The sequence below is a fragment of the Nocardiopsis sp. NPDC006938 genome (assembly GCF_042869555.1).
Classification (GTDB): Bacteria; Actinomycetota; Actinomycetes; order Streptosporangiales; family Streptosporangiaceae; genus Nocardiopsis.
Genome location: NZ_JBIAGA010000010.1, coordinates 188532 through 203502 on the forward strand (window position 1 = coordinate 188532; position 14971 = coordinate 203502).

The window sequence follows — 14971 nt, forward strand, 5'->3', positions numbered from 1 at the left end:
TTGTGGCGCCGTGCGCGGTGCGTCACCGCCGCGTCCCCGTCGCGATGTGCGCTGACCACCGCCCCGGTGTCGTGCCGGTGACGTGATCTCCACGGTGGAGAACCCCCGTGTCACGCGACCGCCTGACCTCGGAACCCGAGGTCAGGCGGTCGCTTCTTACCCAAAGGTAAGACAGACCTGTCCTTCAGGTCATAGCCAGTGTGTCTCTGGCCACTCGATACTGCGGAGTTTGAACCCATTCGCGTAGTACAAGTGGTGATAGATGCCGGTCATAACCCATGTGCGCATTGTCGTTGGCGCACAGTTCGTCCTCCCGCGAACCACAGGTCACCTGCCCCGTGAAGACTTCGGGGCGTGTCCTCACCCACCATCCGACGGGACGGGGGGAACGGTGTGACCCACGGTTCGGTGACAGAACGCCGCGCCGCGTCGCCACCCTCTCCCCGGTCCTCGAACAAACGCGCCCGCCCCGGCCGGGAAGCGATCCTCGCCTGGGGCTTCCTCGCCCCGTCCGTGGCGGTCTTCGCGCTCTTCCTGGTCTATCCGCTGGGCCGTACCGTCTACCTGTCGATGCACGGCAACGACATCATCGGCCAGCCCAACCGCTTCGTCGGTCTGAGCCACTTCGCCGAGATGGTCTCGCCCGAGTTCGGTCGCATCCTCCTGACGACCCTCGTGTTCACGCTCGGCGTCGTCGTCCCCGGAGTGATCGGCGCCCTGGCGGTCGTCCTCCTCCTGGAGGGGGTGATCCGGGGCCAGCGGTTCCTGCGCGGGGCCTTCGCGCTGCCCTTCGCCTTCTCCGTGGCCAGCGCCTCGGTGATCTTCGCGGTCTTCTACAGCCCGGGCAACAGCGTCCTCAACGGCGTCCTGTACCGCATGGGGCTCGACCAGGTCCCGTGGCTCACCTCCCAGGAGATGGCCCTGTGGTCGGTGGCCATCACCACGGTGTGGATGAACCTCGGGTACGGAGTCCTCGTGCTCGCCGCCGGGGTCGGCTCCATCCCCAAGGAGGTCAACGAGGCCGCCCGCATCGACGGCGCCACCGGTCCGCGCCTGGCCTGGGACGTCACCATCCCGATGCTCGGTCCCCAGCTCTTCTTCCTGATCGTGATCTCGACGATCAACGCGCTGCAGAGCTTCGGACAGATCCACATCCTCACGGCGGGCGGCCCGGTCGGCTCCACGACCACCCTCGTCTACTCCATCTACCAGGACGCCTTCGCCTACGGAACCAGCGACTTCGGCAGGGCCAGCGCCCAGGCGCTCGTGCTCCTCGTCGTGGTCCTGGTGTGCACCGTCGTCCAGTTCGGAGTCATCGAGCGGAAGGTGCACTACTCATGACCGGGACCCCCGCGACGGCCACCGCCGACGGGCCCGCCCGCACCGCACTGGCCCGCCCCCGCGCGCGCCACCGGCACGGGGCCGGGCACGTCGCCGGGCGCGTCCTGCTGTACGTCCTGCTCGCGGCGCTGCTGGTGCCGGTGCTGTTCCCCGTCTACTACGTGTTCGTGGGAACACTCATGGAGTCGCGGGAACTGTCCACGTTCCCGCCGCGCCTCCTGCCCACCGGCGTGCACCTCGAGAACCTCCAGGGCGCGCTCGGGGCCGTCCCGCTCCTGCGCATGTACACGAACTCGCTGGTCATGGCCGGGATCATCACGGTCTGCCAGCTGCTGACGTCCGCGATGGCCGCCTACGCGTTCGTGTTCCTGCGGTTCCGGGGCAGCGCCGTCGTCTTCGCGCTGTTCCTGTCCACGCTGATGGTCCCCGCCGAGGCGACCTTCATCCCCAACTACCTCACCCTGACCGGGTGGGGTCTGGGCAACACCTACGCGGGCCTGGTACTGCCCTTCCTGGCCTACGCCTTCGGCACCTTCCTGCTGCGCCAGAGCTTCAAGCAGTTCCCCCGCGAGCTGTACGACGCGGCGCGCATGGACGGCATGGGGCACCTCAGGTTCCTGTGGACCATCCTCATGCCGCTCAGCAAACCGGCCCTGACCGCCGTCGGCATGTACGTGTTCATCACCAGCTGGAACATGTATTTCTGGCCGCTGATCATCACCCGCAGCACCGAGATGCAGACCCTGCAGATCGGTCTGAACAGCCTCAAGGCGGGCGAGGCGGCCAACCCCGGCCTCGTCCTGGCCGGCGCGGCGCTGTCCGTCATCCCCACCCTCGCCCTCGTGATCTTCGGACAGCGCTTCATCGTCCGGGGCCTCACCGCGGGCGCGGTCAAGTAGGCCCCGTACCACGACTGGAGAAGAAGAACCCATGACACGAATCCCCCGACGCCGCGGCGTGAGAGCCGCGGCCCTGCTCACCGGTCTCGGCCTGGCCCTCAGCGCCTGTTCCGGCGGTGGCGGCGGCGGTGGCGGCAGCGACCTCACCGCTCCCGGTCCGGAGGTCCTGGACGACCTCGACGAGGCGGTCCAGGTCGAGTTCTGGCACAGCATGGACGCCACCAACGGCCAGGTGCTGGACGGGCTCATCGACGAGTTCAACGCCCAGAACGAGGGCCGGGTGCAGGTCACCGGGTCCTTCCAGGGTCAGTACGACGAGGCCCTGGCCAGCCACCGCGCGGCGATCCAGCAGGGCGACACCGCCGAGATGATCATGATCTTCGACCTCGGCACGCAGTTCATGATCGACTCCGCGCAGACCGTCCCCGCGCAGTCCTTCCTGGACCAGGACGACTACGACACCTCCTCGATCGAGGACGCGCTCCTCAACTACTTCACGGTCGGCGGGGAGCTGCGCTCGTTCCCCTTCAACAACTCGACCCCGCTGATGTACATCAACCGGGACGCGTTCGAGGAGGCCGGGCTCGACCCGGACGCGCCGCCCGCCGACCTCGCCGAGATCCGCGAGGCCGCCGAGAAGCTCACCGTCAGGGACGACGACGGCACCGTGGTGCAGTACGGCTTCGGCGCCTCCGTGTACGGCTGGTTCATCGAGCAGTTCATGGCGCGCGCCGCCGTCCCGTACTGCGACAACTCCAACGGCCGTGACGGCCGCGCCACCGAGGTGCTCTTCGACGATCCGAAGATCGTGGAGCTCGTCGAGTGGTGGGAGCAGATGATCGAGGACGACCTGGCGGTCCAGATCGGTCGCAACACCGACGACGGCCAGGCCGCCTTCACCTCCGGCCGGGCCGCGATGACCCTGGAGTCCACCGGCTCCCTGGGCGGGTTCATCGAGCAGTCCGACTTCGAGGTCGGCGCCGGGTACTTCCCGCTGATCAGCTCGGACGACCCGGGCGGCTCGATCATCGGCGGCGCGTCGCTGTGGATCAACGGCGAGGGCCACACCCCTGAGGAGATCCGCGGGTCCTGGGAGTTCGTCCAGTTCCTGCTGACCCCGGAGTCGCAGTCGGTCTGGCACGCGGGAACCGGATACCTGGCGGTCAACACCGAGGGCTACGACGGGCCGGAGGCCTCCGCGCGCGCCGAGGAGTTCCCCCAGTTCTCCATGGCAGCCAACCAGTTGGCGGACTCCGAGATCACCGAGAACACGGCGGGCTGCATGATGGGCGTCATGTCCGAGGCCCGCGTCGCGGCCGAGGAGGGCTGGGAGACCGCCCTGACCAGTGACACCCCCGCCGAGCAGGCCATGGCCGACGCCGCCGCGGGCGTGTCCCGCACCATCGGTGAGTACAACGCCTCGGTCGAGGACTGACGACCGGCGCCGACACGGTGCGGCGGGGCCGCGGTGGAGCCACCACCGCGGCCCCGTCCGCGCCCGGCGTCGGCTCACGCCAGCGGGTCGACGCCCGGTCCACCGGGGATCAGGGGTGCACCCAGCCGTTGGCCTCGCAGTCCTGGAGGCCCAGGGTCTGCTGCTGCATGACCGGGGCGGGCTCCCCCTCCCCGGGGCAGTCGACGTGGCCGTGGCCCAGGGTGTGGCCGACCTCGTGGTTGATCAGGTAGATCCGGTAGGTCTCCAGGTCGTCGTCGAAGTGGTCGACGCCCGCCACCCAGCGGTTCTGGTTGATGATGGCGCGGTTGCCGTTGGCGCAGGACACGTAGCCGTTGGTGTTCAGCGGCGCGCACATGCGGTCGACCGTGTCCGGGGCGGCGAGCAGCACCCGGATGTCGGCGTCGTCACCGTCCACTCGCTGGAGTGAACGGTCGCCGTCGTTGCCCCAGCTGCGGGGGTCGCCGAGGATCTCCTCGACGGCGTCGACGAAGTCGCCGTCCCGGCCGGGCAGGCCCTTCTCGACCTCCACCGCGAAGGTGGTGAGCGGTCCCTCGCCCATGACGTCGCCCTCGCCCTTCATGGTCTTGAGGTCGCCGTCCGCGGTGTCGACCTCCTCCACCACCGAGCGCAGCAGCGGGGGGAGGTCCTCCTCGGCGGTCGGCGACGCCTCGGGGGAGGGGGCGGACCGGCCGGAGGCGGACTCGTCCGACGCGTCGCCGGAGCCGGGGCGGGCCCGGGTGCCGTCGTCGGGCACGCCGTCGCCCACGGGACCGGTCGCGGAGGTCTCCTCGCGTGAGTCGAGCTCGGAGCCGGGCTCGGGAACGCTGACCATCAGGACGGCGGACGCGCCCGAGACCAGGCACAGGCCGAGCGCCAGACCCATGGGGTACCGGCGGCGTCGGCGGTGCTTGGGTCGCGGAGCTGAAGCGGGCACGAGGCTCAACCTCTCGACAGTGGACGGTGGTTCCGCCTGGACTCCGACGGGAGGGTGCGGGACCCTCGCTGTCCGGAGGGTGGTATCGCGGGCCCGGGGGAACGGAGGTCCCCGGAGGCCTCGCACAGTACCTCCAGCATGACAGAGAACGCCCCCGGAGCGGGCCAGGCTGAGCCCCGGGAAGGGTGGGTGTGTCATCTCTTCGGGTGTTTGTCGCCGCCATTGTGTGTCCAAGTCGTCACTCTCGGTTCATGTGACACTTCGCCTCCCCGGCGCGCACCCGGACGTGCCGGGCGGGGTCCCACCCGGCGCCGCTACGCTTCAACGGCAAGAGCGAGCAAGAGGGCTGCTGGGAGGCATCAGGTGCGTATCGCACGGTTCGCGGCCGGTGACGAGGTCGGTTTCGGCCTGGTCGAGAGGGACACGGACAGCGGAGAGGAGTTCGTGGCCCGGTTGACGGGGCACCCTCTGCTGGGGGACATCAAGCTGACCGGAGAGCGGGCCAGGCTCTCCGACGTGCGCCTGCTGTCGCCGGTCCTGCCCACCAAGGTGGTGTGCATCGGCAAGAACTACGCCGACCACGTCGAGGAGATGAAGGACCTCACCGGGGAGGGCACCGCCGAGCCCGTCGTCTTCCTGAAGCCGTCCACGGCGGTCACCGGGCCGAACGACCCCGTCTTCTACCCGTCCGTCTCGGAGTGGGTGAGCTACGAGGGCGAGATGGCCATCGTCATCTCCCGCCCCTGCCGCGAGGTCCCGCGCGAGCGCGTCAAGGACGTCATCTTCGGCTACACCGTGGCCAACGACGTCACCGCCCGCGACCTCCAGAAGACCGACAAGCAGTGGACCCGGGCCAAGGGCTTCGACTCCTTCTGCCCGATCGGGCCGTGGATCACCACCGGCCTGAGCATCGAGGAGGCCCAGGACCTCGCGGTCACCACGACCGTGGACGGCGAGGTCCGCCAGGACGGGCGCACGTCGCAGTTCATCCACGACATCCCCGGCATGGTCTCCTACATCAGCTCCTTCATGACCCTGCTCCCGGGCGACGTCATCCTCACCGGCACCCCCGCCGGGGTGGGGCCGGTGGAGGTCGGCCAGGAGGTCGCCGTCACCGTGGAGCGCCTGGGCACCATCACCAACCGCGTGGTCACCCGCGACTGATCCCGGGCGGCCCGGCTGACCGTGTGCGGGGCGCGCCCCGCACACGGCCAGCCGGGCCCCGACGACGGCGCGCACGTCCCCGAGCGGAAGGACCGCACCCCGTGGCAGCACGAACCCTCCTGACCGGCACCCGGCGCCCCGCGCTCCTCGCGGGGGTCGTCGCCCTGATCGTGTGCCTGGCGGGCGCGGGCCTGTGGGCGGCCATCCGGCCCGACCCGAGCCGATCCGACCACGCCGACGAGCCCGATCCCGGGGCGTGGCTGGAGAACCGTGACCGGGTGCGCGTGATGCTCGCGGGCGACTCCATGACCCACGGGGCCGGCGGGGACCGCACCTGGCGCTTCCACCTGTGGAACCACCTCGAACCGCACGTGGACGGACTCGACTTCGTCGGTCCCTACTCGGCCCCCGCCACTCCGGAGCAGATCATTCCGCCGGAACTCTTCGGTGGGGACGGCGGTGAGACCGGCGGGCCGGAGACGGGCGAGGGCACCGATCCCTCGGACGGCGGCCTCGAGGGGCTGTTCGAGAACCTCGACGAGGACGCGACGCCCTCCGGCGGTGCGACGCGGGACGAGCTCCGGGCCGACCGCCCGGGAGTGCCGCTCGACCCCTCGGAGCTCCCCGACCCCTCGGAGGCCCACGACGGCGTCACCTACCGCGACCCCGACTTCGACCAGGACCACAACGCCCGCTGGGGGCGCACCCTCGCCGACGCCCTGGTCACCATCGAGGCCGACGTCAGCGCCCACCAGCCCGACGTGCTGTGCGTGATGATCGGCATCAACGACCTGCTGCACCCCATCACCGCCGAGGAGATGGAGTCGCGGCTGCGCGCGTACGTGGAGGGGGCCCGGGAGGCCAACCCCGGGATCAGGATTCTGTTCGCCGAGGCGCTGCCCATCACGCTGGCCGACCAGGACCAGGGCTTCGCCCTGCGCGTGTACGTCTACAACGAACTGGTCCGCGCCGTGGCCGCCGACCTGTCCACGGCGGAGTCCCCGGTGGCCAGTTTCGACCTGTCCGCCGCCGAGGGGTGGGACCCCTACGCCGACACCTACGACGGAACCCACCCCAACGACGACGGCGAGGTCAGGATCGCCGCGGGGTTCGCCGACGCCCTCTCCCGCGAGTTCGGCCTGGGCCCGGCCCACGCCCGTCCCCTGCCGATCCGCCCCTGAACCCCGGCGCGCGGCGCCCCGTCGCGCCCGTCCGTCGGCCCTCCGGGACTTCCCACAGGTCATCCCGGGCCACCGATATCCTCGGGGGCGTGACTGAGACTCCGATTCGTACCCGCTTCGCCCCGTCCCCCACGGGCATGTTCCACGTCGGCGGCGCCCGCTCCGCCCTCTTCAACTGGGCCCTGGCCCAGCAGCAGGCGGAGGGCCGCATGGTCCTGCGCATCGAGGACACCGACGCCGCCCGCAACCGTCCCGAGTGGACCGACGGCATCATCCGCGCGATGTCCTGGATCGGCATCGACGCGAGCGACCCGCACTTCGAGGGCCCGTACTTCCAGTCGGCCTACGTCGAGAAGCACCGTGAGACCGCGCGGGAGCTGTACCGCTCCGGTCGCGCCTACTACTGCGACTGCACCCGCGAGCAGGTCCAGGAGCGCCGCGACAACCCGAACCTGGGATACGACGGCTTCTGCCGCGACCGGGGCCTGGAGCCGGGCCCGGGCCGGGCGCTGCGCTTCCGTGTGCCCGAGGGCGGCCCCACCGTCGTACGCGACCAGATCCGCGGCGACGTGGAGTTCGACCACGCCGCCATCGAGGACTTCGTGATCGCCCGCGCCGACGGCTCGCCGCTGTTCGTGTTGGCCAACGTGCTCGACGACGTCGAGATGAGGATCACGCACGTGGTCCGGGGCGAGGAGCACCTGTCCAACACCCCCAAGCAGCAGTTGCTGTGGGAGGCCCTGGATCTGGCCCCGCCGGTGTGGGCGCACCTGCCCGTCATCGTCAACGAGCAGCGCAAGAAGCTGTCCAAGCGCCGCGACAAGGTCGCCCTGGAGTCCTACCAGGAGGAGGGCTACCTGGCGGAGGCGATGGTCAACTACCTGATGCTGCTGGGCTGGGCGCCGGGTGACGACCGCGAGATCATGCCGTGGTCGGAGATGATGCCGCTGTTCCGCGTCCAGGACGTCAACAGCTCCAGCGCGTTCTTCGACGAGAAGAAGCTGCGCGCGTTCAACGGCGAGTACATCCGCGCGCTGAGTGTCGAGGAGTTCGCCGAGCGCTGCCAGCCCTGGCTGACCGGCGCGGGTACCCCGTGGGACGCCGCCGACTACGACCCGGAGGTCTTCGCGGCCGTGGCCCCGCTGGCCCAGAGCCGTGTGGCGGTGCTCAGCGAGATCGTCCCCAACGTGGACTTCCTGTTCCTCAAGGAGCCCGCCGAGGACGAGAAGAGCTGGAAGAAGGCGATGAAGCCCGGCGTCGGCAAGGAGATGGTGGAGGCCGCGCTGGCCCGCTACGCCGACCCGGAGCTGGAGTGGACGGCGGACGCCCTCAAGACCGCCACCGAGGAGACCGGCGCGACGCTCGGCCTGAAGCTGGGCAAGGCCCAGGCCCCGGTGCGCGTGGCCGTCACGGGGCGGACGGTGGGCCTGCCGCTGTTCGAGTCCCTGGAGCTGCTGGGCCGCGAGCGGGTCCAGGCGCGCCTGGAGTCCGCCCTGGAGCGCCTGCGCGCCGAGGAGAAGGCGGCCGACGCGGGTTGATCGGTGCGGGGTGGCCGGGCACACAGGTCGGCCACCCCGATTCCCGTTCGCGAGCACTCCGAATGTCCGCTAGAGTTGAACACGTCGCCGAGGGGGACAGGGAAGCGAAAGCGACCGGGTCCTCCCAAAGCATTGGCCTATGGTGTAATCGGCAGCACGACTGATTCTGGTTCAGTTAGTCTAGGTTCGAGTCCTGGTAGGCCAGCGCACGACCATGGTTCCATGGTCGGCACGGATCTCACGATCCACGGTGCGCCCCCGTCGTCTAGTGGCCTAGGACGCCGCCCTCTCAAGGCGGTAACGGCGGTTCGAATCCGCTCGGGGGTACCAACGGCAGGAAGCTTCCACCTGGTGGAGGCCTTCCTGTTGGCCGGTGCTTGTCACCGGTGTCCGGTTCGCGTTGGTTCGTCTTCGACGGCCGCACGGACCAGCGGTCCACCGGATCGCGTAGGCCCCCGTCGTCTAGTGGCCTAGGACGCCGCCCTCTCAAGGCGGTAACGGCGGTTCGAATCCGCTCGGGGGTACCAACGGCACGAAGGCCTCATCCATCGGATGGGGCCTTCCGTCGTCTCCGGCCCCGGGCCCTACCGGCCGGGAGCCGGGCATGGGCGGGCCCTTCTACGGCGGGAGGCGGACGCTCCGCTCCGTGAATCCCGGTCGTGGCCCGGGGGCGAGGCCCGGGTGTACGCCGGGTGACCACCCGTGGCGGGGCCGCTTCAGCCCGCCCGGGCGGTCAGGAGCTCCAGTTCCTCCTGAGGGCCCCCGGCGGCGGTCAGCATCGCCGCGAGCTGCTCCAGGAGCCAGTCGGCGAGTTCGTCGCGTGCCATCTGCCGTTCCCGCAGCCACGACATCACCGCCGTCTCCACCGCCGCCACCCAGCAGCGTAGGGCCAGCAACAGCCGGGGCGAGGGGTCGGTCACACCCACCCGCTCCAGGATCAGCGCCCGTACACCGTCGCGGACCCGGTCGATCTGCGCCTCGGTCTCCTCCGTGGAGATCACCGAACCCCCGTTGAGCAGGGCCGCGTAGGAGGGGGCGTAGGAGTCCGCGAAGTCGACGAAGGTGCGCAGGGCCGCCCTCAGCTGCTCGGTGGGCGACAGGTGGTCGGGCGGGGAGAGCCGCGACATCAGCTCCGACATGGCCTGTTCCAGTGCCGCCCGGCGCAACTCCGCCATGTTGGGAAAGTAGCGGTAGACCAGGGCCCGGGAGACGTCGGCCTCCTCGGCGATCTCCTCCGGGGTGACGTCGCCGGGCGGGCGCCGCGCGAAGACGCGCAGCGCCGTGCGGATCAGGTCGTCCCTGCGTTCGTGCGGCGCCATGCGGCGCGGGCGCCGTCCGGAGCCCGGTCCGCCGACCGGGACCGCCGTACCCGTCACCCGCGCCTGGTGACGGCCGGTCCTGTGGGACACCACCGCTGTCGCAACCTCCCGAGCCCTTGCCGCCCCGCTCCGATCCGGGGCCCCGCTCCGAAACTACCGCTCCCCGGGTCCGCTCACAGATCCAGCACGAGCCGTTCGCCCTCGTCGGCCCGCGAGACGCAGAGCGCGAACCCCGTGCCGCGCGGGGAGCCGCCGGTCGGCCGGTCCCGGTCGTCGGGAGTCCCGGACAACAACCCCACCCGGCAGGTGCCGCAGAACCCCTGGCGGCAGGAGTAGGCCGTCTCGGGGCGGACCCGGAGCACCGCGTCCAGAGCCGACTCGTCCTCGGGGACGGTGACGACCGGGCCGTCGGGGCCCAGGCGCACCTCGAACCGGCGGCCGTCCGAGACGGTCGGTGGCGAGAAGCGCTCGGAGAAGAACGGTGAGGCCGGAGGGACCCGCCCGCGCAGGGCCGCGATCAGCGGGGCCGGTCCGCACACGTACACGGCGGTGCCCGGCGCGATCCCGTCGAGCAGCTCGGCGGCGTCGGGCCGCCCGTACTCGTCGTCGGGACGCACCAGGACGTCGGCGTGGTCGGAGGCGGCGGGCAGTTCGTCCAGGAACGGCATGCTCTCCCGGTTCCGGCCGGTGTAGACGAACCGGAACGGGCGTCCGGCGGCGTGCGCGGCCCGGACCATCGGCAGGATCGGGGTGATCCCGATACCGCCCGCCACGAACAGGTAGTGCTCGGCCCTGGTGAAGGGGAACGCGTTGCGCGGCCCGCGCAGCGCGATCGTGTCCCCGGCGACGAGCGCGTGCGCCAGAGCGGAACCGGTGCCGCCCGGGACGCGGCGGACCGCGATCCGGTAGGAGGAGCGGTCCCGCGGATCGCCGCACAGCGAGTACGGGCGCACGACGCCGTCGCCGAGCACCGTGTCCACGTGGTGCCCCGGCTGCCATCGGGGCAGCGTCGTGCCGGGGCGGGCGGGCACGAGGGTGAGGGCGGCGACGTCCGGGGCGGGTCGCTCCACCCGGGCGATCCGTACCGGCAGGTCGCCGTCGGGGACGCGCGGCGGGTGGCAGGGACGCCACCGCGCCGTGGCCGGTTCGATCCGCGCGGCCAGGCGCTCCAGGGCCAGCATGAACCGGTCGGGGCGCCCGCCCCGGCCGAACAGGGACACCGGAGGGCGGGGGTTCGCGTAGGACTCGGAGCCGTGCGCGGTCCGGAGCCCGTCCGCGTTCTGGCGGGGTGGGCCCGTCATGGCCGGACCTCCCGCCGTGCGGCCTCCCGCTCGGCGGCGTCGGCGGCCCGAGCGGCGGGGGAGACCGCCAGGTAGGCGACGGCCTGGCTGGTGGAGCCGTGGTGCGAGGGATGGTACCTGCGGCGCAGGTACTCGGGGACGGCCCGGGCCAGGCGCCCCAGGTGCGGGATCAGCCCGCGCCGCCCGTCGCGTAGTGCCCACGAGGCCCTGGGGCGGCGCCCGTCGATCCGTCCGCGCAGGTACGGGTCGTGGGTGATCAGGAACCGGACCCCGCGCACCCACAGCGCGGCCAGGGCGAAGGCGGCCACTCCCATCGCCAGGGCGCGGCGCGGGTACCCGCCGTCCAGGTGCGCGTACAGGTCGTGGGCCACCGCCCGGTGCTCGACCTCCTCCGCGCCGTGCCAGCGCAGCAGGTCGAGCATGGTGGGGTCGGTGCCGTGCTCGTCCAGCGCTCGGGCGTCCAGCACCCACTGGCCGAGGACGGCCGTGTAGTGCTCGATCCCGGCGATCACCGCCAGCCGCGTTCGCAGCCACGCGAACTCGCGGTCGCCGGACAGGTCGCGGTCGCCGAGCACCACCCGGAACATCCAGGCGATCTGTTCCACGTAGGGGCGCGGGTCCAGCCCGTGGGCGTCCATGTGGTCGAGGACTCCGGCGTGGGCCTCGGCGTGTACGGCCTCCTGGCCGATGAAGCCGAGCACCTGCTCGCGGAGCTCGTCGTCGGTGATGTACGGCACGGCCTGTTTGAACACCTCGACGAACCACCGCTCCCCCTCGGGCAGCAGCAGGTGGAGGACGTTGATGACGTGCGTGGCGAAGGGCTCTCCCGGAATCCAGTGCAGGTCGAGCGCGCTCCAGTCGAAGTGGACGTCGCGCGCGTGCAGAGCGAGGCGGTCGGGCTCGTCCGTACCGGTCGGGTCGGGGACGGCGGGCGCGGGGGTGGTGTCGGGGCTCATGGTCGGCCTCCTGGGCGGGTCGGGGCGTCCGAGCGGTGCGGGACGGGTCACAGCGGCGGGGTCAGGCGTGCGTACGCGCGCACGGCGGCGGGGGAGAGCCGGGACAGGGCCAGTCCGATGTGGGCCTCGGCGGTCACCGGGACGATCTCCGGGTCGGACTCGACGGCGTCGGCGATCCGCCGCGCCGCCCTCTCCGGGGTGTAGCCGCGCAGCCGGTACAGCCGGTTGAGCCGGTCCTTGGCGTTGGAGACCTCGCCCATGCCGGAGAGGCGGGCGTTGGAGATGATGCCGGTGTCGATCAGGCCGGGGCAGACCGCCGTGACGGACACCCCCCGGCCCGCGAGTTCACCGCGCAGGGAGCGGCTCAGTCCGAGGACCGCCGCCTTGGTCGCCGAGTAGGCGCCGTACAGGCGTGAGGGCAGGTACGAGGCGGCCGAGGCCGTGTTGACGATCCGGCCTCCGCCGCCGCTCTCCACCATCATCGGCGCGAAGGCCCGGACGCCGTTGACCACGCCCCACAGGTTGGTGTCCACGACCCGTTCGAGGTCCTCCGTGCTGGCCTCCAGGAAGGGTCCGGCCACACCGATTCCGGCGTTGTTCACGACCATGTCCGGAACCCCGTACGCGTCGCACACCCAGGCGGCGAGCTTCTCCATGGCGGCGGCGTCGGTGACGTCCACGCGCTGGGCGGCGGAGCCGGGTGTGACCAGGGAGCAGAGCGCGGCGGTCCGCTCGGCGGCGGGCCCGTTGAGGTCCACCGCGACGATCCGAGCCCCGCGCTCGGCCAGCTCGAAGGCGAGACAGCGTCCGATACCGCTGCCCGCCCCGGTGATCACGGCCACCTGGCCGGCGAACGCGCCGCCGTGCCGACGGGCCCGTCCGGCGGTGAGGTTGCGGACCGGGCGCGGCTCCCCGGACTCGATCTCGGCCACGAACGCGCGGACGCGGCGGGCGACGGGGGCGGGCCGGGAGCGGACCGCCCAGTGTCCGCCCTGGAAGCGGTGGAAGCGGAAGTCGTCGGCCCAGCGCCCGGCGTTGGACTGGACCTGGTCGACCATGAACGCGTCGTGGGTGGGGGCCAGGGCCTGGACCGGGACGCCGGTGCGTCGTTCGGCGGGCCGGGTGAAGCGGCGGAGCATGTTGGCGCGGTAGAGCTCCAGTCCGTTGAGGTAGTCGCGGGTGGCCCTGCGGGCGGGGACGCGGTGGCCGCCGCCGAGGCGCTCCAGTCCGGCGAGGGCGAGGCCGCCGACCCCGCTCAGCCAGGCGGCCTCGGGGAGCCCCGGAGTGCCGAAGAACCCGATGTAGCTGGAGCGCACGGCCTGGCGCAGGACGTTGCGGACGCCGTCGGGGGCCCTCCTGAGCCAGTGGCCCGCGTGGTCGAGGCCGGGGCCGGAGATCGAGGTGAAGGACGCGAAGCGGTTAGCGTGCGCGGGCTCGGTGACGGCGTGCCAGGTCTGGATGGAGCCCCAGTCGTGGCCGACGAGGTGGACGGGGCGGTCCGGACTGACGGCGTCGGTGACGGAGCGCAGGTCGTCGGCGAGCTGGTCCAGGAGGTAGCCGGAGCGCTCGTCGGGGGCGGTGGAGTGCCCTGCGCCCCGGACGTCGTAGGTGACGACGTGGTGGTCGACGGCCAGGTCCGCCGCGAGGGCGTCCCAGACGGCGGCGTTGTCGGGGTAGCCGTGGACCAGTACCAGGGTGGGTCGGCCGGGGTCTCCGGCGGTGTAGACGGCCAGGCTCTGCCCGTCGGTGGCGGTGACGCGGAGGGAGGGTCGGGTGCTCATGCGGTCGCGGTCTCCTCGCTGGCGGCGGCGGGTGCGGGTGACGTCCGGGCCCAGCGGCGGACGTGCGGGAGGTCGTCGTCGAGCCAGTGGGCGTCGTCCTCGGTGACGACGAGGATCTCCTCGAACTTCACCCCGAGGTCGCGGAAGCCGATGTGGGGCTCGACCGCCCACAGACCGGGCGTGGCCGGGTGAGCGGAGACGTCGCCGTCCGCCCACAGGGGGGAGCGGTGGTGCAGGCGTTCGACGACGAGGTCGCCGACCAGCGTCTGGAGGGAGCGCACGCCGAAGCCCGCGACGATCGCGCGGGGCAGCCGCGATGTGACCTTCCCGAGCTGGTGGGCGATGACGCGGCCGGGGTAGACGCGGTGCCGGTTGTCGTAGCCCTGCTCGCGGATGAGGGCGTCCACGGCGCGGTAGACGTCCTGGAGGGTGTCGCCCGCCCGGACCCGTTCGACGATCAGGGACCGGTGCGCGCGCAGGTCGTCCATGAGCAGGTCGTGCAGGGGGTTCTCGCCCAGGTAGCCGGAATAGCCGATGTCGGCGACGTAGCCGTCCCGGACGGGGGCGCAGTCGAGGATGAAGGCCATGCCCTCCTCCAGACGGCGACCGGTCGGGAAGAACTGGAACGGGACGCGGAAGTTCCGGAAGGCGGTGCGGTCGCCGAACCAGGCGAAGGGGGTGTGGAACCAGTCCTGGACCCCGCGCGCCTCCAGGAGTTCGCGGACGCGCCGGGCGGCCTCTCTTTCGGTCACGCCGGGTTCGAGGGCGGCCGCCACGTCGCTGGCGGCCTGGTAGGCGAGTTGTTGCAGCTCACGGAAGGCGTCGAGCTCGGCCCGGGCGGTAGTGTCCCCGGTCACATTCTTGTGAGACATTCCGTCATGTTAGACAAAGTGTCAATAAGAGTCCAGAGGTGTCCTGCCGGGGTGTGTCGTCTAGGCCCCCGGAGACGACGGAGGCCGCGTCCGCCGGAGTCGGCGGGCGCGGCCGAGGAGTGGGTGCCAGGAGCTGGGCGGGGGTGGAAAGGGCGGGTGGTGCCGGGGTCGGACCCCCGACGGCGGCGGGACGGGTGGGTGGGGCGGCGGGCTGCCTAGGTGTACTCAA

General features: G+C 71.7%; 12 protein-coding genes and 3 tRNA genes. 9 read left to right on the forward strand and 6 right to left on the reverse strand.

Annotated elements, in window-relative coordinates; all coding sequences use genetic code 11:
* The first annotated feature begins 393 nt into the window (after nucleotides 1-393).
* From ACFYL4_RS17020 to ACFYL4_RS17030, 3 genes are read left to right on the forward strand one after another with little or no spacing between them, the layout of a single operon-like run.
* Complete coding sequence (locus ACFYL4_RS17020; RefSeq protein WP_357768569.1) at nucleotides 394-1341, forward strand: sugar ABC transporter permease; 948 nt, start codon at nucleotides 394-396, stop codon at nucleotides 1339-1341.
* Complete coding sequence (locus ACFYL4_RS17025; RefSeq protein ID WP_387519153.1) at nucleotides 1338-2240, forward strand: carbohydrate ABC transporter permease; 903 nt, start codon at nucleotides 1338-1340, stop codon at nucleotides 2238-2240. The genes ACFYL4_RS17020 and ACFYL4_RS17025 overlap by 4 nt, the downstream gene beginning before the upstream one ends.
* Before the next feature lie 31 nt (nucleotides 2241-2271).
* On the forward strand, nucleotides 2272-3675 hold the full coding sequence (locus ACFYL4_RS17030; protein WP_357768555.1) for an ABC transporter substrate-binding protein: 1404 nt from the start codon (nucleotides 2272-2274) through the stop codon (nucleotides 3673-3675).
* Between the two features lie 109 nt (nucleotides 3676-3784).
* Here the strand turns inward: ACFYL4_RS17030 and ACFYL4_RS17035 are convergent, their stop codons facing one another.
* Nucleotides 3785-4579, reverse strand: coding sequence for a DUF3152 domain-containing protein (locus ACFYL4_RS17035; protein WP_387519204.1), 795 nt, complete (start codon nucleotides 4577-4579; stop codon nucleotides 3785-3787).
* Nucleotides 4580-4993: 414 nt separating this feature from the next.
* Between ACFYL4_RS17035 and ACFYL4_RS17040 the strand changes: the two genes are divergently transcribed.
* The 6 genes from ACFYL4_RS17040 to ACFYL4_RS17065 all read left to right on the forward strand — a co-directional run bounded on the left by ACFYL4_RS17040 (nucleotide 4994) and on the right by ACFYL4_RS17065 (nucleotide 9040).
* Nucleotides 4994-5794, forward strand: a complete 801-nt coding sequence (locus tag ACFYL4_RS17040; protein ID WP_357768557.1) for a fumarylacetoacetate hydrolase family protein — start codon at nucleotides 4994-4996, stop codon at nucleotides 5792-5794.
* A 101-nt stretch (nucleotides 5795-5895) separates the two neighbouring features.
* A complete protein-coding gene (locus ACFYL4_RS17045; protein WP_387519155.1) occupies nucleotides 5896-6975 on the forward strand; it encodes an SGNH/GDSL hydrolase family protein in 1080 nt (359 codons plus the stop codon).
* An 89-nt stretch (nucleotides 6976-7064) separates the two neighbouring features.
* Entirely contained in the window at nucleotides 7065-8513 is a 1449-nt protein-coding gene (gene gltX / locus ACFYL4_RS17050) for a glutamate--tRNA ligase (protein ID WP_387519157.1), read from the forward strand.
* A 133-nt stretch (nucleotides 8514-8646) separates the two neighbouring features.
* Nucleotides 8647-8718 (forward strand) — tRNA-Gln (locus ACFYL4_RS17055).
* A 49-nt stretch (nucleotides 8719-8767) separates the two neighbouring features.
* A tRNA-Glu gene (locus ACFYL4_RS17060) sits at nucleotides 8768-8843 on the forward strand.
* Between the two features lie 121 nt (nucleotides 8844-8964).
* Nucleotides 8965-9040, forward strand: a tRNA-Glu gene (locus tag ACFYL4_RS17065).
* Nucleotides 9041-9229: 189 nt separating this feature from the next.
* On the opposite strand, the gene ACFYL4_RS17070 is transcribed toward ACFYL4_RS17065, so the two are convergent.
* The 5 genes from ACFYL4_RS17070 to ACFYL4_RS17090 all read right to left on the reverse strand — a co-directional run bounded on the left by ACFYL4_RS17070 (nucleotide 9230) and on the right by ACFYL4_RS17090 (nucleotide 14742).
* Entirely contained in the window at nucleotides 9230-9832 is a 603-nt protein-coding gene (locus tag ACFYL4_RS17070; protein ID WP_387519205.1) for a TetR/AcrR family transcriptional regulator, read from the reverse strand.
* Nucleotides 9833-10005: 173 nt separating this feature from the next.
* The gene (locus ACFYL4_RS17075) at nucleotides 10006-11133 is read right to left on the reverse strand and encodes a PDR/VanB family oxidoreductase (protein ID WP_387519159.1); all 1128 of its coding nucleotides are present in this window, start codon (nucleotides 11131-11133) and stop codon (nucleotides 10006-10008) included.
* The gene (locus ACFYL4_RS17080; protein WP_387519161.1) at nucleotides 11130-12089 is read right to left on the reverse strand and encodes a metal-dependent hydrolase; all 960 of its coding nucleotides are present in this window, start codon (nucleotides 12087-12089) and stop codon (nucleotides 11130-11132) included. Before ACFYL4_RS17080 ends, ACFYL4_RS17075 begins: the two co-directional genes overlap by 4 nt.
* A 47-nt stretch (nucleotides 12090-12136) precedes the next feature.
* The gene (locus tag ACFYL4_RS17085) at nucleotides 12137-13870 is read right to left on the reverse strand and encodes an SDR family oxidoreductase (protein WP_387519163.1); all 1734 of its coding nucleotides are present in this window, start codon (nucleotides 13868-13870) and stop codon (nucleotides 12137-12139) included.
* Complete coding sequence (locus ACFYL4_RS17090; RefSeq protein ID WP_387519165.1) at nucleotides 13867-14742, reverse strand: M24 family metallopeptidase; 876 nt, start codon at nucleotides 14740-14742, stop codon at nucleotides 13867-13869. The genes ACFYL4_RS17085 and ACFYL4_RS17090 overlap by 4 nt, the downstream gene beginning before the upstream one ends.
* Nucleotides 14743-14971 lie beyond the last annotated feature (229 nt).

Excerpts from the sequence above, each read along its gene's own strand:
- ACFYL4_RS17025 (WP_387519153.1), top strand. The coding sequence starts at position 1,338 with ATGACCGGGACCCCCGCGACGGCCACCGCCGACGGGCCCGCCCGCACC.
- ACFYL4_RS17030 (WP_357768555.1), top strand. The coding sequence starts at position 2,272 with ATGACACGAATCCCCCGACGCCGCGGCGTGAGAGCCGCGGCCCTGCTC.
- ACFYL4_RS17035 (WP_387519204.1), bottom strand. The coding sequence starts at position 4,579 with ATGGGTCTGGCGCTCGGCCTGTGCCTGGTCTCGGGCGCGTCCGCCGTC.
- ACFYL4_RS17070 (WP_387519205.1), bottom strand. The coding sequence starts at position 9,832 with ATGGCGCCGCACGAACGCAGGGACGACCTGATCCGCACGGCGCTGCGC.
- ACFYL4_RS17075 (WP_387519159.1), bottom strand. The coding sequence starts at position 11,133 with ATGACGGGCCCACCCCGCCAGAACGCGGACGGGCTCCGGACCGCGCAC.
- ACFYL4_RS17080 (WP_387519161.1), bottom strand. The coding sequence starts at position 12,089 with ATGAGCCCCGACACCACCCCCGCGCCCGCCGTCCCCGACCCGACCGGT.
- ACFYL4_RS17085 (WP_387519163.1), bottom strand. The coding sequence starts at position 13,870 with ATGAGCACCCGACCCTCCCTCCGCGTCACCGCCACCGACGGGCAGAGC.
- ACFYL4_RS17090 (WP_387519165.1), bottom strand. The coding sequence starts at position 14,742 with ATGTCTCACAAGAATGTGACCGGGGACACTACCGCCCGGGCCGAGCTC.